Below are 19,093 nucleotides of genomic sequence, written 5' to 3' on the forward strand. Positions count from 1 at the left end.
GAACTTTGCGCGTTTTGCGGGGTGCAAAGATAACATCCGTTTTATAATCTCACAAGCTTTTTTTAATCTTTTTTTAGAAAATAAATTCCCTTTTCGATTTCTATGACTTGCCAGCATTTTAATGAACGTATGCCCTATTGCGGGTGCAAAACTACTGCGTTTATTCGCTTTTACAAGCTTTTTTTTTACTTTTATTTAACCTTTTCATGACTTTCTCTTTAAGTCGCTGGAAACATGATTCTTGAAGCGCTAAGTTTTTTACAATAAACAGCAATCTACATGCCGATCAATACAATTTTAAGTCAAAATCCCCTATTTCAGTATGATTGGACCATGTCAGCTACCCTTCTTTATTTATTAAAGCTTTCGAAATTCAATCTTTGTTGCTTTTTTTGTCATCCAATTGCATTTACCATCGTAAAAAGTTATCGCCTTCTATCATAAAAACAAAAAAGTCAAACCAGATAAAACATTTCATCCCTTGTCGTATATATAGTAAGCCAATGCTTTTCTAATTCCTACTTGATATAAGTAATATACCGTTCGTAGAAACAACAATATGCTCTGGGTACCGTGGTTCGCGTTAGGGATAGCAGCGAAAAGCCCGCAGGAAAGTGAAGTGAAACGCAACTTTTCGAGGACTTGTAGCGTATAGCCCGACCGTTTATAAAAAAGAGAGGCCATTACCTTTTCTGATAATCGCCTCTCTTTTTTATAAACGGGAACGCACTAATGAAAATCTAATCGAAACGAATGGCTTTGACCGGTGAAATTTTAGTTATTATGTAGGATGGAATTAATAATACAAGAAAACAAACGGTCACAGTAAGTAGATTTAATAAAAGTATATATCCCCAATTTAAATAAACAGGTGCTTGGTTCACGTAATAGTTTTCAGGTGGAAGTTGGATTACGCCAAATTGTTGCTGGATTAATAATAATGTAATTCCTATTAGATTTCCCCAGAAGAGTCCACGCACTATGAGATAAAACGCATTATAGAGAAATATTTTTCTAACCAACCAATTATTGGCTCCTATTGCTTTTAAAATTCCAATCATTTGAGTTCGCTCGAGAATCAGCACTAATAAAGCGACTACCATATTGATTGTAGCCACAAGTATCATGACAACTAATATAATGACGATATTGAAATCAAACAGTTGTAGCCACTCAAATATGTAACTATATTTCTCGATGATGGTTTTACTATCTAATGTTGATGCTGTTTGTGCGTACACCTGCTCTCCAGTTGATTCTATAGCATTAAAATCACTGACAAAAACCTCAAAAGCTCCTACTTGATCCGAGGTCCATTTATTGATCCGCTGCATATGACGTATATCTCCAATTATGTAGGTCGCATCAAATTCTTGAAAACCAGAATTGAAAATTCCGGTAATTTTAAATCTTCGAATGTTAGGCAACTTATTTTGACTTTCTTTGATGAAGAACGTATTGAATAAATCTCCTACCTTCAAATTTAATCGATTGGCCAGGAATTGAGATATTACTACTTCTTGACTAACATTTTTTGAAAAATCAGGTAGTTTCCCTGAAACTAGGTACTCCTTTATATTGTCCCACTTATAATCAGTCCCCACTCCTTTAAAAATAATTCCTTCAAAAGCAGTTTCAGTTCTAATAATTCCTGCTTTACTGGCAATGGCTTGAATATGATCCACTCCCGAAACTGAGGTAAACTTTGGATAAAAATCCTGCTTTTTAGAAATTGGAACTAAAGTAACTTCGGATTGATTATTATCATAATTCGAGATAATGATATGTCCGTTGAAAGCAGCAACTTTCTCTCGGATTTTTTGTTGCAGTCCAATTCCAGTCGCTACTGAAATAATCATCATAATCATACCAATAGCAATTGCTGAAATAGCAATTTTTATAATTGGAGCAGAAATGCTACTTTTATAATCTTTAGCAGTAATGAGACGTTTGGCTATAAAATATTCTAAATTCAATTTATATGGTATCTAATTTTGTTCTACTTCGCTTTTTTGCTTTTGCTAGTGTCAAAAATACGTTTTTATTATTGGTTTTGATCGTTTTATCAACGGCTTGTTCCACTTCTTTGAGCAAGAAAAAAGAATCGAATTGGGATTGGTCCCGCGACACCATTGCAACTGCAGTGTATTCCAATCAGGAGTTATTAAAATACGAATCAAACTTTACATTGAGTAGCAAAACGGGTGCAGATAATTCAGAAGCCTATTTATCAGTATTAAAAGACAAAAAAATTGGTATCGTAACCAATCAATCAGGAGTAGTTATAAATATTGAATATGGAAAAAATATATTTGATTATAAAAAGTCTCAAACGCATGTAGTCGATTTTCTATTAGAAAAAAACATTGCCATCCAGAAAATATTTGCCCCGGAACACGGTTTTCGAGGAACTGCTGATGCGGGGGAACATGTGGTTGATGGAAAAGATTCTAAAACAGGACTGCCAATTATTTCCCTTTATGGTGACAATAAAAAACCAAAACCACAACAACTCGCAGGAATCGACATCATGGTTTTTGATTTACAGGATGTAGGCGCTCGATTTTATACGTACATTTCTTCGTTACATTATATAATGGAAGCCTGTGCCGAAAATAACATTCCGCTTTTACTCCTTGACCGACCAAATCCGAATGGAAGTATTGTTGACGGTCCAATTCTTGAGCCAGAATTTACCAGTTTTGTGGGCATGCACCCAATTCCTTTGCTACATGGAATGACAATTGGTGAATATGCAAAAATGATCAATGGAGAGCATTGGCTGAAAAATGGTATACAATGCAAATTGACAGTAATTCCATGTATTTATTACAATCGAAAAATGGAATATAGCATACCTGTAAAACCATCACCGAATCTGCCAAATGATCAAGCTGTGAATCTATATGCCAGCTTATGCCTTTTTGAAGGTACAAATGTAAGCGTGGGAAGAGGAACTGAAAAGCAATTTCAAATTTATGGCTCTCCTTATTTACCGAAAAGTAATTTTAGTTTTATTCCAAAACCAAATTTTGGCGCACAAAATCCCGTTTACAATGGGACAGCATGTTACGGAGAAGATTTATCTGCAGTTACAAAGGTAAATCGACTGGAATTAAAATGGTTAATTAAAGCCTATGAAACTACTGCTGACCAATCCAAATTCTTCAATCCTTTTTTTACAAAGCTCGCAGGAACAAAAATTTTACAACAGCAAATAGAAAATGGAACTTCGGAAACAGAAATAAGAGAAAGTTGGAAGAAAGGCTTGGTTGAGTTTAATGAAATGAGATCGAACTATTTGATATATTAGTCCTCACCCCAGCCCTCTCCGAAATAGAGGGAAGTGGATGGAAAATTTTAAAGAGGCAATTTTTTCTTCATTTCTTCAACAATGTTAAATGCTGCGGGACAAATAGCCACGTTCTTTAAAGTTAGGTCTGAGATTTGTTGGAACTTTTTTCTATCCGTATGAGGGAATTCTCTACACGCTTTTGGACGAACATCATAAATCATACATACATTTTCATTATCAAGAAAAGTACACGGGACGCTTTGCAATACGTAATCTTTGTCTTCGTCAATACGAAGATATTGCTCGATAAACTGTTGAGGCTTTTGTCGTAAATACTTTGAAACACGCTCAATATCCGCATCCGTGAATAATGGACCAGTGGTTTTACAACAATTGGCACACGTTAAACAATCCGTTTTCTTGAATTCGGCATCATGCAAATCCTGCATCACATAATCTAAATTCTTTGGCGTCTTCTTTTTCAGCTTATCAAAATACTTTTTATTTTCGATATGCTTATCTTTGGCTTCTTTAGGAAGATTGTTTAAAATATGTTTCAAGTTTAAAATTTAAAGTTGGAATCACAAAAGTAACAAACTTGAATCCTGAAACCTTAAACTTTAAACAAAAAAGATGAAAGACCTTTTTGGCAAAGCCATACTTGATTTTCAAACGAATAATTCTCCGGAAGATTTAATTACAGAAACCTCAATTTCTGACGAGGACGAAATGAGTGTTGAGTATTTATTTCGTTCCTACGGCGAAATGCCAAAACTAGAACAGAAAGCTTTACAACTTGCTAAAGGAAAAGTTCTCGATGTAGGTTGTGGCGCTGGAAGTCATAGTTTGTGTTTACAAAACGAAAGAAATCTGAATGTTTACTCGATTGACATTTCTCAGAATGCAGTGGAGGCCTGCAAACTTCGCGGATTAATAAATGTTCAAGTTCAAAATATTCTTGACATGGACTCTAATAATCCTGAAAATAAATTTGACACCATTTTATTATTGATGAACGGAACCGGTATTTTTGGAACTCTGAACGAAACGACTAAATTTTTACAAAAACTACGAACTTTACTTAATCCGAACGGACAAATTTTAATTGATTCTTCGGATATTATTTATATGTTTGATAATGATGAAGATGGTGGAAAATGGATTCCAGGTAAAGGATATTACGGCGAATTGACTTTTACGATACGTTATAAAAATGAAAAAGAAGACGAATTTCCTTGGCTATACATGGATTATAACACTTTACAAAATGCGGCTTTCGCCAATGGATTACAAAGCGAATTAATTCTTGAAGGGGAACATTATGATTATTTAGCGAAGCTTTCGATTTAAAAGGAACACGATAATTTGGAAAACTCAACATTAAAAATTACGTTATTTTTTCTGAAAATTTGTCGACCAAAAATTTAGTATTCCTTTTTTGGAAGGTTTACAATTTCGCTTGGCATATTTAATGAATAGTTTATCTAAATCAGATTTAGATAAAACTTTTATTCATCCTGAAGATAACAAGCAATTTGTAATTAAGGAAATAAAAGGAACTTATGCTTGGCATGGAAGCCATCATATAGAACATATTACGGAATTAAAAAAGAAAAATGGTTGGTAGTGGGACGCTTACACTCTCTTTTTGAAATATTTAAAATGCCAAATACAAACAGTATTTGGCATTTTTCTATGGAATATTCAAATATTTATGGGTCTGCAAAGAAATTCGCCATTTAGGATTATTCATTACATACTCTACAATAAGTGGTGTCATTTCTTCATTTTTACTCCATTCAGGCTGAAGAAATAAAATTGCTTTACCATTTACTTTTTCAGCCTGCTCTTCGGCAAAAACAAAGTCATGTTTATTGTAAATAATTACTTTTAACTCTTGAGCATTATCGTAAACCGTTTGTGTTGGTAATTTATTTTTTTTTGGGGACAAACAAATCCAATCCCAATCCCCGGTAAGTGGATACGCGCCTGAAGTTTCAATATGCACTTTTCTATTATTTTCTTTTAACTTTTGCGTTAGCAAGGACATATCCCACATCAAAGGTTCACCTCCGGTAACAACAACAGTTTCTGAAAATTTGCTTGCATTAGAAACAATTTGGTCAATACTTGTAGGAGGATGTAATTCCGCATTCCAACTTTCTTTGACATCACACCAGTGACAACCTACATCACAACCGCCTATTCTAATGAAATAGGCTGCTGTGCCTGTATGAAAACCTTCTCCTTGAATCGTGTAGAACTCCTCCATCAATGGCAACATAGCGCCTTTATTAACTTCTAGTTGTATTTCTTTTGATAACATTATTTAATTTTAAAGTGCAAAGATAGCTAATTAGAAAAGGACTAGATTTGAAAACGCAGACTAAAATGATAAACTTTCAACGCGATTAACTAGTAGAAATCCCATTTCACTGAATAGCGACATATATTAGACCCTTGTTTCTAAATAAAAATCTAAACGTATATAACAAAAAAACCGATGGCCAAGAGACCATCGGTTTTTGATATAAAACAAAACTATATTATTTTAAAATCTTTATTGATTCCGTTGCATAATTGTTAGCAGGATCCAAAGTAAGCGTTTTCTTGAAAAATTCAATAGCTTTAAGTTTGTCAGTATTAGCATAGCTAGCCGCTATATTATTGTAACATTCAATAATTTTTGCTTTTACTGCAGGTTTTGCCATTTCTTCAGCTCCTAATTCCATTGTTTTAGAAACATAATCTTCATAATTCTTAACCATTAAGTCATCTCTTTCACGTAACCTATTGTTTCTTGCCTTGTACAAATACGCTTCTAAGTAAGAAGGAGAAGCAACTAAAATTTTATCAAAAGCTGCATCTGCATTTTGCAAAGCAATGGCATCAACTTTTTCACCTTCAGCTTTGTTAATATTAGCGTAATAATTAGCTAAACCATAATAAACATTGTCATCAAGGAAATTTGTTGATTCTGGTGATTTTGCTCCAAATTCAAATATCGCTGCAGCTTCTTTGTACAATTTTTGAGAAAAAAGCTTCTTAGCTACATCACTCAAATCTTGAACAGCTAAAGGTTCCATTTCAATTGCAGTTTTTAAGCTCTTCATTCCTGATACAAAAGCTAAAGAGTCAATCGCTAATCCATCAGCGCTTGTTCCTTTTTTGATTTTAGTCAAAGCCAAATACAAATGATCTTTTGCAATTACTTTATTTGTTGGTGTATTGATAAAACCTTCTAATGATTTCAAAGCTAAGTCAACATTACCGTTTTCATAAGCCGCATATCCTAGATAACGATATATTCTTGGATTGACTTTATCCAATTCTGTCATTTTGTTAGCTTCTGCTTCAAGAGCTGCATAATCTTCTATTAAAATAAGAAAATCGGCACGACGCATTCTAGAATTAATAGAATAATCTGTTAATGACATATATTTGTCATAATATCCCATTGCTTTTTTATAATTTTCTGGAGCTTGAGAAGGTTTGTTACGAGCAATTTTATAATACGTCTCGGCTAATTCTCTATATACCGGACCATAATTCGGATTTAAAGCAATAACTTCATCATACGCTTTTAAGGCCTCATCATAGGATTTTGCTCCTTTTAATAAAACACCTAACTGCATTTTTGCTCTTAGTAACGAATTATCGGCTTGAAAAGCACTTCTATACGCAACATAAGCTTCATTTTGCTTCCCATCACCGTAGTAAGCATCCCCCAAGGAAAGTTGCAATTGAGCATCATCCCCATTTTTAATCGCCGCACGAGTCAAAACAGCAATTGCTTTTTTGTAGTCAGGATTATCAGCATTCATATAAGCTCTTGCTTGATACACATACTCCTCAAAATCTTTTCTTCTCATGTCATTAGTCGCTAAGACGAATTTTGCTTCAGCGGCAGCAACATCTTTCTTATCTAAATCAAGTTGACCTAAACCAATATAATTCAAATTAGCATCATCAGAAGCTGAAAGTCCATTTTGAAAATAAACCTTTGCTGAATCATCAACATTTTGCGTTAAATATACATTTCCCAAAGTAAAATAAGCAGCTCCTTCAGAAGGCTTATTTTTTATGATTGATTTTAAAATTGATTTGGCACTTTCAAACTGTTCTGCATCGATCGCCTTTTTTGCTTGATCTAAATCTTGAGCTTGAGCACTAAAAGCCGAAGCTACTAATACAACACTAAAAGTTTTTAATTTATTCATTTTCATTATAGTTAATTTAATTTTTATTATTTTTTGTTTTTGTTCTTATCTGAATCAATCTACTTGGTGTTCTAACAGGTAGTAATCCAGATTTAAGAATTATCCGCTGCCCTCTTTCGCCTGCTATAAAAGAAGCAAACCCCATTCCTAATCCAGAAGATCCTTGACAATTAATTATAAACAAATCACGTGCCAAAGGATACTTTCCTTCTGCTATATTATTTTGTGTTGGTGCATAAAATTCCTTTCCTGCCTCACTTTTCACACTTAGAACGTTAACTTTTTTTACAATCTCCTTCATATTTCCAGATGGTTGATATAGCCAATTTACACCAACCACACCAATCATACCTTCATTTTCTGCGACGTATTTGATAACTTCTTCATTTGTTTTAAAAGAAAATACGCCCTTTTCAGGAAGTTGCAAAATGCCTGCAAGCTCATTCATGAAACGCACTGTACTAGAATTGGGATTGTCAAAAACCAACCCCTTTATCGTAGTCTGTGATTTGCCTTTCATCAAGTCAAGTACATCCGTTAAAGCTATTAATGTATCCCTACTTTTTCCATTTGATATTAATGCAATCCCGTCCGTAGCGAAAGGCGTAACTTTTGGGATAATTTTTTTCTCCTCAAAAATCTTATTTTCCAAAACGGTTAATTTTCTGGACAAGATCGCTATACTCAACGTATCATTTATCAGCGAACGAATGACCTCTTTTTCAGATTTGGCTTTCATAGTTATTTTGGCTGGGTAAACACTTTCAAAAACTGCAATCTGATCCTCAATCACAGGCTCCAATGTCTCATCAACAAGAATAACTGTTGCGCCTTTCAAAATAGTGTCTTTCTTGCTCTTGGACCCATCGGCATCTTTGCAAGCAAAAACTACTGCAAATAAGGAAAGAAAAACAACATACGGAAATATACTTAATTTTTTCATAATCTAGTTGTTACTATTAATAAGTCTAATGAATCTAAAAAACGAATATACAATAAGGATTACACCAAATCCAATTCTGTATTGGATGTCCATCCTGATTGGAAATTCTTTCATAAAGATAATAAATAAACCTAAAATAAGATAAACTAAAAAAAACAAAATTCCTAAAACGAGAAAAAATCGCTCTTTGAGCGATTTTTTCTGTATGCTAATTAGTATGCTCTTTAACATTAATTTGCTGTTTGGATTGTAATTGGTAAAGAATAAAGTACTCTGACTTTTTTACCGTTTTGTTCTCCAGGACTCCATCGCGGTGACTTTTTCAATACACGAATGGCCTCTTTACCTGTGCCATAACCAATGTCTCTTATCACTTTGATATCAGTTAGACTACCATCCTTTTCAACAACAAAGGTTACGTAAACTTTACCATTCAATCCGTCTTCTTCTGGTGTTTGATAATTATCCCCTACGTATTTGTAAAATTTGTTAATTCCACCTGGAAAATCTGGTTTAACTTCAATTCCAGCGGTGTTGTAAATCTGATTATCAACCTCTTCAACTACTGCGGCAGTACCAGTTCCTACTGGTTCAACAGTCAGTACTGCATCTGGATCTCCTTTGATAGTAACTGCACCTAATTTTTTGTCTTTAATTTCAACAATTTTTGGTGGTTCCTCTGTAACCTCCGCTGCTTTAGCCACAACAGGTTTGACAAACTTAACTTGGTCTACCTTTGGTGGCGGTGGCGGTGGTGGTGGAAGGTTTTTAATTGGCTCTTCTTTTTTAGGCGGCAATTTTATAGCAGTGATTTTTATATCTCTGTCTATTTCTTCCTCTTCGCCTGAAGGAATTAAATTTATGATAAGCGGAGCCGCAACAGCTAAACTAAAAAATAGTGCTCCAAGAATAAGCGCTTTTATAGTAGTCTTTCTATTTGACTTTCTTAATTCATAAGCTCCGTAAGTTTTATTACGTCCTTCGAATACGATTTCAAGCCATCGGTTTTTTAATATGTCTAATTTCATTTTTCTTAATTATTAGGTTATTGGGGAATAAGCATTGACTTATTTTCCTTCTAACAATTTTTGTTCTTCAGCAGAAAACTCAGGAACGATAGCGTAATTACCAAAATCCCCTACCCCAACAATTGCCATTTCATCAAGTATGTCAATTAAATTTTTATAATTTGATTTTTTACTTGGTTTGATGATTACAATTAATCCGTTTTTAGGCTTCCCTTTTGCTGCAGAATATGCTAAAACAGATTTTTGTCTAGACAATAATTCTTTACGTATACCATCTTTTCCATAAGCAAGATCTTTCGGTCCAGCTATTGGTGTAGCAAGCAAACCAACATAATAAACTAACTTATTATTATCACCTAACATAACTGTCATCGTACGATTTTCGTCAACTTTCATATCGACATTATCTTTGTTAGGATCCTTGTCTGGCAACCCCAAGCTCATCGATTGTGGTTTTGACAACGTCGTGGTCAACATGAAAAATGTGATCAATAAGAAAGCCAAATCCACCATAGCAGTTAAATCTACTTTTGCATTTGATTTTTTACTTCTTACTTTACCACCTTTTCCGCCTCCACCGTCGCCGGTATTTAATTCAGCCATTATAGTGTATGTTTTTTAATTAAAAATCTTCTCCTCTTAATCCAGTAACTAAACTAAAGCTATTGATTTTTTGCTCTTGCAAAATATCCATCACTTTTCTTATGGCTGGATACTCTTCTTTTGCATCTCCTTTTATGGCGATTTGCAATTCTTTATCGTTAACTTCAATATTTGCCTTACGAGCGTTGTAAACCCACTCTTTCAACTGATTGTCTAGTGAATCTGTAGGAATACCTGGCTGTCCTGCTTTACTTCTATCTGACGCTTTCATCTCAATGATTTGCTTCAAACTTTGAATAGGCACACCAAAATCATCCATCAAAGAGAAAGTCTTTTTGTCAACATCACTAAAATTAACGTTGTATTTCTCTGACATCAATTCTAACGTTCTCATTCTAACTTCTCTTCCTTTTAAATCGAAGAATACCTTCCCTTTTCCAACCGTTAACGTAGCTAAATCCGTTGCTGGCAATTTAGTTTGTACTGTTGAACTAGGAGTATCCACAGGCAATGCTTCCGGAATTTTGGCTGTAGAAGTCATTACAAAAAAGGTAAGCAAAAGAAATGCAACGTCACACATCGCAGTCATGTCTGTAGACCCTGGATTTTTATTTATTTTTATTTTAGCCATTCTTTTTGTTTTTTATTTGATATAAAAATCAACCTAATATTATTGCTTCAAACTACCTCTGAATCTTCTGTAAGAATTTACGATAGAAACGGCAGCTTCGTCAATTGAATAGGTTAAATCATCAATTTTTGAAGTAAAGAAATTGTAAGAGATAATCGCTACAGCTGAAGTTCCAATACCTGTTGCTGTGTTAATAAGCGCTTCAGAAATACCACTTGCAAGTGCAGCCTGATCTGGTGTTCCAGCAGAAGCCAACGCACCAAAGGCTTTAATCATACCTGATACAGTCCCTAATAAACCAATAAGAGTACCCAAAGAAACCAAAGACGAAATAATAGTCATGTTCTTTTGTAACATTGGCATTTCAAGTGAAGTAGCTTCTTCTATTTCTTTGTGAATAGTCTCTGATGCTTCTTCGCTATTGAATCCTTCTTTCTTAACCTCCTGATATTTTACTAACGCAGATTTAATTGCATTTGCTACTGAACCTTGTTGCTTATCGCAAGAAGTAATAGCTTCTTCAATTTCACCTGATTTAATACTTGCTTGAATTTTTGTCATAAAAGTATCTAAGTTACCTTTACCAGCTGCTTTTGATATTACAAAATATCTTTCAATAGAAAAAACAAGTACCATCAATAACATCCCCAATAATACTGGAACAATTGCTCCTCCATGATACACCTGTCCTAAAGCATTCAATGGGTGTCCTGTTTCAGGATTTCCTCCTTCAAAATTCGTAGGAGAACCCATAATGAATTTCCAGATCAAGATACCAACAAATACGCATGCAACAATAATGATACCTGAAACCATTCCTCCACCGTTTGAACTGCTTTCTTTTTTAACGTTTGCCATTTTTTTTAATTTTAATAGTTTTAAATAATTTATTTTAGTTGTAATAAACTTGTAGTGGAGCAAATTTATATTTTTAGTTCAAATAAAAAAACTTTTTTTAATTTTATTGTAATTAATTTTATTTCCAGCTGTCATTTACGAATTCACTTATTACACATAAATCAAAATCTACCAGCAAATCATTGGTTTTACAAAAAAAAATCTATATTTTTATGAAAAATTAACATAATATTTCAACAACCATTTAAAAGTAGTTGAAAATATTTTTTTTTGTTATTAACAATAAAAAAGCAGGAAAACTGCATTATACACCATAATTTTATGTTTTACAATAGTAATAACTTCGTTTAATAATTTTAATTTAAACTTATCATGACTAGGAAAGAAGAGTTCACAAAACACGTAACTGATGGTTACCTTTCAAAAGGAGCGAGTATTACTATAGGAGGCGCAATATTAGACGGTAAAGCTGTAGCAAATACGCACATAAAAATCCCATTAAAAACTTTAAATCGTCACGGATTAATTGCTGGAGCTACCGGAACTGGAAAAACCAAAACGATCCAAGTCCTTTCAGAACAATTATCCACCTTTGGGATTCCTGTTCTAATGATGGATATAAAAGGGGATTTTAGTGGAATTGCAAAAAAAGGGGAAGAAAAACCGTTTATAACGGAACGACATGCCAAAATTAGCATTCCCTATGCAACTGCGGGCTTTCCAGTTGAGTTACTAACTTTATCAGAACAAAATGGTGTGCGGCTTCGGGCAACAATTTCTGAATTTGGACCTGTTTTATTTTCTAGAATTCTGAACCTAAACGATACACAAGGCGGAGTTGTGTCCGTAATCTTCAAGTTTTGTGATGACAACAAAATCCCACTTTTGGATTTAAAGGACATTAAAAAAGTAATACATTATATAACTGAAGAGGGAAAAGATGAAATCGAAAAACACTACGGTAAAATTTCGACCGCAACAACAGGAACTATTCTTAGAAAAATAATAGAACTTGAACAACAAGGAGCGGATCTTTTTTTTGGTGAAATGTCTTTTGACATTGGTGATCTAATGCGGATAGACGAAAATGGGCAAGGATACATTAATATCTTGCGATTGACCGACATTCAAGACAAACCAAAACTGTTTTCAACATTTATGTTAAGCTTACTCGCCGAAATCTATCAGCAAATGCCTGAAAAAGGAGATTTAGAGCAACCGGAATTAGTTATATTTATCGATGAGGCTCATTTAATTTTTAATGAAGCTAGCAAAAACTTGTTGGAACAAATAGAAACTATTGTAAAACTAATTCGTTCTAAAGGTGTTGGAATTTACTTTATCACTCAGAATCCAATGGATGTCCCAAGTGGCATTTTGGCACAATTAGGTTTAAAAATCCAACATGCTTTAAGAGCCTTTACGGCCAATGATCGAAAAGCAATTAGACAAACGGCTGACAATTATCCTAGTTCCGATTATTACAAAACGGATGAAGTTTTGACCAGCCTTGGAATTGGCGAAGCGCTAGTCACCGCATTAAATGAGAAAGGAATCCCAACGCCACTTGTTGCAACAATGATGCGTGCGCCAATGAGCCGAATGGACATCCTTACCGAAAGTGAAATTCAGGAAATTAATTCTACATCAAAATTGGTAAAAAAGTACAGTGAATTAATTGATCGTGAAAGTGCCTATGAGATGCTAAATCAAAAAATAAGTGTTGCAGAACAAGAAGCTACACGTCAAACCCAAGAAAAAACAACTGAGAAAGAGTATCAAAAACAAACGGACACAGCCAGCATGATAGGAAAATCAGTTATGAAAGTCCTAACTAGTGCCACTTTCATAAGAGGTGCTTTTGGAGTTTTAACAAAAATGTTTAAAAATAAATAATTCAAACAACAACAAAATGAAAAAATATTTTATTCAAAATTCTCCTTTTATCGTTCCTACCACCGACGGAAAACTAATAGAAGAGCATCATGGATTAGCCGCTACAAACAATCCTGAAATTTCAATTGCACACATGATTGCCCCGCCACAGTGGAGCGAACCGTTTCAAACACCAACTTTTGATGAGTACACTTACATCATTAAAGGCAAAAAGCAATTTATAATTGATGGTGAAATTGTACTTCTTTCAGAAGGACAGTCCATAAAAATAGAAAAAAACACTCGCGTTCAATATTCTAACCCTTTTGAGGAACCTTGTGAGTATTTAGCTATCTGCAAACCTGCATTTTCTATAGAAAAAGTTAATAGAGAAGACTAACCATTTTATAATTTGTACCTTTAAACTTTCAATAAAAAAAGTATGAAAGTTCAAAAAAAAATTATAATAGTTGGTGCCGGATTTGCAGGATTACGCTTGGCTCAGGATTTGGAAAACACCGATTTTGATGTATTACTAATTGACAAAAATAACTACCATCAATTTCAACCTTTGATGTACCAAGTAGCAACAGCAAGGCTAGAACCTGCGAGCATTTCATTTCCATTAAGAAAAGTGTTTCAACACTCAAAAAATGTTCGCATACGAATTGCTGATGTACTAAAAATAGATTCTGCACACAAAACAGTGAAAACATCAATTGCTGATTTTGATTACGATCATTTGATCATTGCGTTTGGATGTACGACCAATTATTTTGGAAATGCTGAAATAGAAAAATTTGCTTTTCCCATGAAATCGGTGCCGGAGGCGATCCAACTTCGCAACCAGATTCTACAAACTTTTGAAGATGCCTTGATCGCTTCGCCAGAAGAGTTGCAAGCACTTATGACTTTTGTAATCGTTGGAGGTGGACCTACCGGAGTGGAACTTGCTGGTGCTTTGGCCGAAATGAAAAAAAATATTTTGCCAAAGGATTATCCAGATAAAGATTTTTCTAAACTAACTATTCATCTGCTCGAAGGATCTCCAAATGTATTAAATCCAATGAGCGAAGAATCCCAAAAAACGTCACAAAAATATTTAGAAGAATTAGGCGTTGTTGTAAAAACCAACACAATAGTAAGTGCGTATAATGGCACAACTGTTACGCTGAAAAATGGAGATACAATTGCCTCTAAAAATGTGATTTGGGCCGCTGGAATAACTGGAAATTCTCTAGAGGGAATTCCTAAAGAAAGCATAACCAGAGGGAATCGCTATATTGTTGACAGATACAATAAAATAGAACACCTCGAGAACATATATGCGTTAGGTGATATTGCTTTCATGACCACCCCCAAATATCCAAATGGTCACCCACAAGTAGCTAGTGTAGCCATTGAGCAAGGAAAAGTATTGGCTACAAACTTCAAACTTAGCTTAAAGAACAAACCTAAAATTGAATACGAATACCACAATAAGGGTTCCATGGCCACCGTAGGAAAACGGAAGGCAGTAGTTGATTTGCCAAAGTTTAGTTTTCAAGGAAGATTAGCTTGGTTTACTTGGATGTTTATCCACTTAATGTTGATATTGAGCGTCAAAAATAAACTATCTATTTTTGTCAATTGGATGTTTAGTTATTTCAACAATGACAGTACTTTACGAGTATTATTGAAACCGGCAACAAAAGACAAATAAAACTAAAAAGGACTCTAATCAGAGTCCTTTTTTATTTCAATAAACTTAAAATCTTATTTTCAACTTTTGCTGAATCCCAGATTTCTTTAATGTTGTCTATTTTTAAAATTTCTTCCATAATTGCATTTTGATAATCTCCTATAGCTAGTGCTTCCGAATAAGGTCGATCACTAAAAGTTACTCTACTATAAAGAGGAATCCATTTGTCAGGGTGTTTATCTGAAAATGATTTTTCAATTTTCTTTTGCAAAAGGAAATTTTCATCGGCAGTCTTGGAACTCATTTCAACAAAATTTCGATACGACAGTTCCGCTATTGCATCAGCATCAGGTTTACGCGATTTTTGATATTCAGAGAAAATAGTTTTCCAGTCATCCCCATACTTTTCAATCATTTCATACAAAACAGAAATATCTTCAAAACCGGCATTCATTCCTTGTCCGTAAAAAGGAACAATAGCATGACTGGCATCACCAATCAAGGCTACCTTATCCTCATAAGTCCATGGAAAACACTTCATGGTTACCAATGTACTGGTTGGATTCTTGAAGAAATCCTCTGCTAGTTTAGGAATAACATCAATAGTATCTGGTAAATTCTTTTCAAAAAAAGCTTCTACTGTCTTTCTATCTTTTAAGGAGTCAAAAGAATTTTCTCCTTCAAATGGCATAAACAAAGTACAGGTAAAACTACCGTCTAAATTAGGCAAAGCAATCAACATGTATTCACCTCGTGGCCAAATATGAAAGGAATTTTTATCTAATTTATGACTTGCATCCGGATTTGCAGGAATATTTAATTCTTTGTAACCAATGGGCAAAAATTCTTGCGAATAATCAAACATACTTTGGCGTTGCATACGGTGTCTAATTCTTGAAAAAGCACCATCTGCACCAAAAACTAGATCGTATTTTTTATCTTCCCATGCACCTCTTTCCGTTTCGCCTATATGTAAGGTAGCATCTTCAAGTGTTACATCCCAGATTTTGTGTTCAAAGAAGAACTCCGCTCCTGCGGCTTCGGCCAAATCAATCATTTTTCGATTTAAGATTCCTCTCGAAATTGAATCAATTGATTCGCCTTCCTGACCGTAATTCTGAAAATTAAGTTTGTCAACTAAATGAATCGCTCGTTTTCCCATGGGGATTGCAATCTCTCGAATTGCATTTCCTATTCCCACACCATCTAAGGCTTTCCAACCTCGATTAGACATTGCTAAATTAATAGAGCGTCCTGAAAACTGTATCTTTCTGATATCCGGACTTCTATCGTAAATATGAACGGTGTGACCCGCTTTGCGAAGGTAAATAGCCAATAAAGATCCAACTAGTCCAGAGCCTACAATTGCTATTGTTTTGGGAGTTTGCATTAATTTTCTATAAAAAGTTAAGCAAAATTACTGATTTAATATTTTAGTAACTTTAAAAAAGATCATTTTTTAAGGGGTACAAATAGCAACTTTGTCGAAGTCCTTATAATTTCTTTTTCGTTCAGTTTCATTCTTCTGAATTTTCCCGAATTATACAGCTCAGCCTGATCTTTATAATGTGCGCTGAATGGATTTCCGGATTGTCCTGTAGGCAGGATGGCCCAGCTATTTTCAATATCGGAGAAATCAATGATTCTTCTTGTTGAAGGACCTCCTTTTACTTGATATTGACCAGTTGCCGTATAATCAAAAAACAAATTATTAATAACTTCTGTTGAGCCGGAAACCTCAAAAGGCCCAACGTTAAAAATTGTTCTTAATGCCGCAATTTTACCCAACGGATGCTCATGTTCCAGGGTGTGTACTTTGTTCCAAGTCCACTCTGGAACTGAATTGCCTAATTGTTTTTCTAAAGCTGTAATTGATTCTTGGAACGATTGAGAAATAATTTCACCTCTTGTCTCCTTATGATTTTTTGTATTTATATTATCCCACCAAAGTGAGTTTTCTTTTTTAAGATGTTTAGCGATCATTTGCTTCATGATATGAGTGCCTAAAAACTGCTTAAAATTATCGGCTCCCAATTCATCTTCAAAAGTATTTTTTAAATAATTAAAAATCCATTTATTGTAGATTGTGGGCGCCACATCATCAAGATTATTAGAACCTTTCCATTTTTTTAAGATAGCAAATGCTTCTTTTTCATTTTTCGAAAGCGAACTGTACTCCAGATTCATAAGTAAACTTGCAACAACATCAGGTGCAACAGCTGATGTATTATCAAAAATCATACTGCCCACAGTTGCCTTATTCCATTTTATTCTTCTGTTCAATAACTGTGTGATTCGTTTGGCTCTGTCTTCGGGAAGGTAATACCCTGGATACAAAAATCCGTCTATAGCTTCGGGCTGATTATTGGCGGAATACACGTAGTTCCATTTTGGATTGACAGCCGAAGGATTTTTGGAGAAATCCAAATATTCTTTGATATCGTCTTTCCCGCTCGCACCATCTAAAATAAAATTAGGATTTACGCCCTCATTATGCTTGTATAATTTTCCCGTTGCCCACCAAGCGATATTTCCTTTAGCATCACCATACATGACATTCAATCCCGGTGCGGCTATCAGTGCCACTCCTTTTTGAAAATCTTCCTTGTTTTTGGCATGTGAAAGCCTATAAACGGCATCCAGAATTTGAATGGGTTGTTGCGTATAAATCCATGACATTGCCACCGGTTTATCAGCATCTAAACCCACAAGCAAGTCATTCATGATTGGACCGTGACGACTGACTTTTACATTCAAAACCACATCGGTAGAATCTTTTACTTTTATTATTTTTTGGCGAACTTCAAACGCTCTAAAACCAGTTGGTGTTTTATAAAGGGAAGCATTTCCGGGATTACTCACCTCTTGGTATAAATCAATATCGTCATTTTCAAACATGGTCAATCCGTAGGCATATTTTCGGTTATGCCCTAATAATGGAAACGGCGTTCCGGCTAAATAGCAGCCGTACAATTCAAAATCTGGCGTTACTACATGCGCTTCATACCAAGTTCCAGGTTGCGAAAACCCAATATGTGGATCATTGGCAAAAATAACTTTCCCTTTTTTAGTTTTCTTTGGAGAAAGAACCCAACTGTTACTTCCTATAAAAGGCGGAATTGGAGATTGGTCTAAAAGAGAAGCTACTGCTTTTGCAATTGCAGCGTATTCTTGTGGCCTATGTTTTGCATTTTTAATTTTTGTGGTGTTGAACGAACCGTCAATTCCAAAATCCTTGAGATACTCCATTCCGTACTTGTTCCTAATATCTGTCAACAATGGATCTGATTTATGTGCCATTGCAAAACTAAAAGACATGTATCCAAAGATGTTATAGACGTCTTTTATAGTGAATTTCTCTTTTTTAACACCAACCAAAGTAAATTCTATTGGCGTGGTTCCTTCTGCCATATATTGATTAATCCCGTCTAAATAAGACATAGTCAATTGATAGCTAGGGCCATTTTTATCTAGGGCTGCAATCGCTTTTGCAGAAGCTTCCTCAATTCCCAATCCAGCAAAAAACGTATCATTCTTTAAGGCAACTGAACCAAAAATTTCCGATAACCGGCCAGGAGCAATACGTCGCATCAACTCCATTTGCCACAATCGTTCCTGCGCATGTACATAACCCAGCGCAACCATGGCGTCCTTTGAGTTTGTAGCATAAATATGAGGCACTCCAAATTCATCAAAATAAACTGCAGTTTCTTTTTCTATGTTTTTAAGTTCCAGTTTTCCTTCATATTTTGGTTTTAAATAAAATCCGTAAACAACAAGAGTTATTGCTAATACAACCAGAATCGAAAGTATACCTAAAAGAACTTTATTTAGTATTTTCATCAGTAAATAAATTAGAAACAAATATATGGGATTTGAAAGTTAATTCTAGTTTTATTCTAGTAATGAATTTATTCCAAATTAAAACAAACGAACGACTGCGTTAAATTTTTGTTTGA

General features: G+C 34.5%; 17 protein-coding genes. 6 read left to right on the forward strand and 11 right to left on the reverse strand.

All coding sequences use genetic code 11. From position 1 onward, the window contains the following. Nucleotides 1-740: 740 nt before the first annotated feature. Nucleotides 741-1,976: an ABC transporter permease gene (locus ACEN2F_RS08835; RefSeq protein WP_441738030.1), complete on the reverse strand. Its 1,236-nt coding sequence runs from the start codon at nucleotides 1,974-1,976 to the stop codon at nucleotides 741-743. 5 nt (nucleotides 1,977-1,981) lie between these two features. Between ACEN2F_RS08835 and ACEN2F_RS08840 the strand changes: the two genes are divergently transcribed. Further along, complete coding sequence (locus ACEN2F_RS08840; protein ID WP_441738032.1) at nucleotides 1,982-3,313, forward strand: exo-beta-N-acetylmuramidase NamZ family protein; 1,332 nt, start codon at nucleotides 1,982-1,984, stop codon at nucleotides 3,311-3,313. Nucleotides 3,314-3,360: 47 nt separating this feature from the next. Here ACEN2F_RS08840 and ACEN2F_RS08845 read toward each other — a convergent pair whose 3' ends face one another. Then, nucleotides 3,361-3,855 (reverse strand): YkgJ family cysteine cluster protein, encoded by a 495-nt coding sequence (locus ACEN2F_RS08845; protein ID WP_441738034.1) that lies wholly within the window; start codon nucleotides 3,853-3,855, stop codon nucleotides 3,361-3,363. A gap of 73 nt (nucleotides 3,856-3,928) precedes the next feature. Here ACEN2F_RS08845 and ACEN2F_RS08850 point away from each other — a divergent pair, with 73 nt between their 5' ends. Beyond that, nucleotides 3,929-4,645 carry a class I SAM-dependent methyltransferase gene (locus ACEN2F_RS08850; RefSeq protein ID WP_441738036.1) on the forward strand — a complete coding sequence of 239 codons (717 nt, stop codon included), beginning with the start codon at nucleotides 3,929-3,931 and terminating at the stop codon, nucleotides 4,643-4,645. Nucleotides 4,646-4,766: 121 nt separating this feature from the next. Next, the gene (locus tag ACEN2F_RS08855; protein ID WP_441738038.1) at nucleotides 4,767-4,922 is read left to right on the forward strand and encodes a hypothetical protein; all 156 of its coding nucleotides are present in this window, start codon (nucleotides 4,767-4,769) and stop codon (nucleotides 4,920-4,922) included. Nucleotides 4,923-4,988: 66 nt separating this feature from the next. Here ACEN2F_RS08855 and ACEN2F_RS08860 read toward each other — a convergent pair whose 3' ends face one another. The 7 genes from ACEN2F_RS08860 to ACEN2F_RS08890 form a co-directional block, all read right to left on the reverse strand. Continuing rightward, the gene (locus ACEN2F_RS08860; protein ID WP_441738040.1) at nucleotides 4,989-5,621 is read right to left on the reverse strand and encodes a 7-carboxy-7-deazaguanine synthase QueE; all 633 of its coding nucleotides are present in this window, start codon (nucleotides 5,619-5,621) and stop codon (nucleotides 4,989-4,991) included. A gap of 220 nt (nucleotides 5,622-5,841) precedes the next feature. Next, nucleotides 5,842-7,515 carry a tetratricopeptide repeat protein gene (locus ACEN2F_RS08865; RefSeq protein WP_441738042.1) on the reverse strand — a complete coding sequence of 558 codons (1,674 nt, stop codon included), beginning with the start codon at nucleotides 7,513-7,515 and terminating at the stop codon, nucleotides 5,842-5,844. A gap of 16 nt (nucleotides 7,516-7,531) precedes the next feature. Beyond that, nucleotides 7,532-8,458 carry a PstS family phosphate ABC transporter substrate-binding protein gene (locus ACEN2F_RS08870; protein ID WP_441738044.1) on the reverse strand — a complete coding sequence of 309 codons (927 nt, stop codon included), beginning with the start codon at nucleotides 8,456-8,458 and terminating at the stop codon, nucleotides 7,532-7,534. A gap of 230 nt (nucleotides 8,459-8,688) precedes the next feature. Beyond that, nucleotides 8,689-9,486, reverse strand: coding sequence for an energy transducer TonB (locus tag ACEN2F_RS08875; RefSeq protein WP_441738046.1), 798 nt, complete (start codon nucleotides 9,484-9,486; stop codon nucleotides 8,689-8,691). Between the two features lie 39 nt (nucleotides 9,487-9,525). Continuing rightward, the gene (locus tag ACEN2F_RS08880) at nucleotides 9,526-10,089 is read right to left on the reverse strand and encodes an ExbD/TolR family protein (protein WP_441738048.1); all 564 of its coding nucleotides are present in this window, start codon (nucleotides 10,087-10,089) and stop codon (nucleotides 9,526-9,528) included. A gap of 19 nt (nucleotides 10,090-10,108) precedes the next feature. Beyond that, nucleotides 10,109-10,720, reverse strand: coding sequence for an ExbD/TolR family protein (locus tag ACEN2F_RS08885; RefSeq protein WP_441738050.1), 612 nt, complete (start codon nucleotides 10,718-10,720; stop codon nucleotides 10,109-10,111). Between the two features lie 39 nt (nucleotides 10,721-10,759). Further along, the gene (locus ACEN2F_RS08890; RefSeq protein ID WP_441738051.1) at nucleotides 10,760-11,578 is read right to left on the reverse strand and encodes a MotA/TolQ/ExbB proton channel family protein; all 819 of its coding nucleotides are present in this window, start codon (nucleotides 11,576-11,578) and stop codon (nucleotides 10,760-10,762) included. Nucleotides 11,579-11,950: 372 nt separating this feature from the next. Between ACEN2F_RS08890 and ACEN2F_RS08895 the strand changes: the two genes are divergently transcribed. The 3 genes from ACEN2F_RS08895 to ACEN2F_RS08905 are packed head-to-tail and all read left to right on the forward strand — an operon-like array spanning nucleotide 11,951 to nucleotide 15,155. Next, entirely contained in the window at nucleotides 11,951-13,474 is a 1,524-nt protein-coding gene (locus tag ACEN2F_RS08895; RefSeq protein ID WP_441738053.1) for a helicase HerA-like domain-containing protein, read from the forward strand. A gap of 16 nt (nucleotides 13,475-13,490) precedes the next feature. Then, nucleotides 13,491-13,853 carry a cupin domain-containing protein gene (locus ACEN2F_RS08900; RefSeq protein ID WP_441738054.1) on the forward strand — a complete coding sequence of 121 codons (363 nt, stop codon included), beginning with the start codon at nucleotides 13,491-13,493 and terminating at the stop codon, nucleotides 13,851-13,853. Between the two features lie 42 nt (nucleotides 13,854-13,895). Then, on the forward strand, nucleotides 13,896-15,155 hold the full coding sequence (locus ACEN2F_RS08905; protein ID WP_441738056.1) for an NAD(P)/FAD-dependent oxidoreductase: 1,260 nt from the start codon (nucleotides 13,896-13,898) through the stop codon (nucleotides 15,153-15,155). Nucleotides 15,156-15,186: 31 nt separating this feature from the next. Here the strand turns inward: ACEN2F_RS08905 and ACEN2F_RS08910 are convergent, their stop codons facing one another. Then, the gene (locus tag ACEN2F_RS08910; protein WP_441738058.1) at nucleotides 15,187-16,524 is read right to left on the reverse strand and encodes an FAD-dependent oxidoreductase; all 1,338 of its coding nucleotides are present in this window, start codon (nucleotides 16,522-16,524) and stop codon (nucleotides 15,187-15,189) included. Between the two features lie 62 nt (nucleotides 16,525-16,586). Beyond that, a complete protein-coding gene (locus ACEN2F_RS08915; RefSeq protein WP_441738060.1) occupies nucleotides 16,587-18,977 on the reverse strand; it encodes a penicillin acylase family protein in 2,391 nt (796 codons plus the stop codon). Nucleotides 18,978-19,093 lie beyond the last annotated feature (116 nt).

This window comes from Flavobacterium sp. W20_MBD1_R3 (assembly GCF_052119725.1).
Taxonomy (GTDB): Bacteria; Bacteroidota; Bacteroidia; order Flavobacteriales; family Flavobacteriaceae; genus Flavobacterium.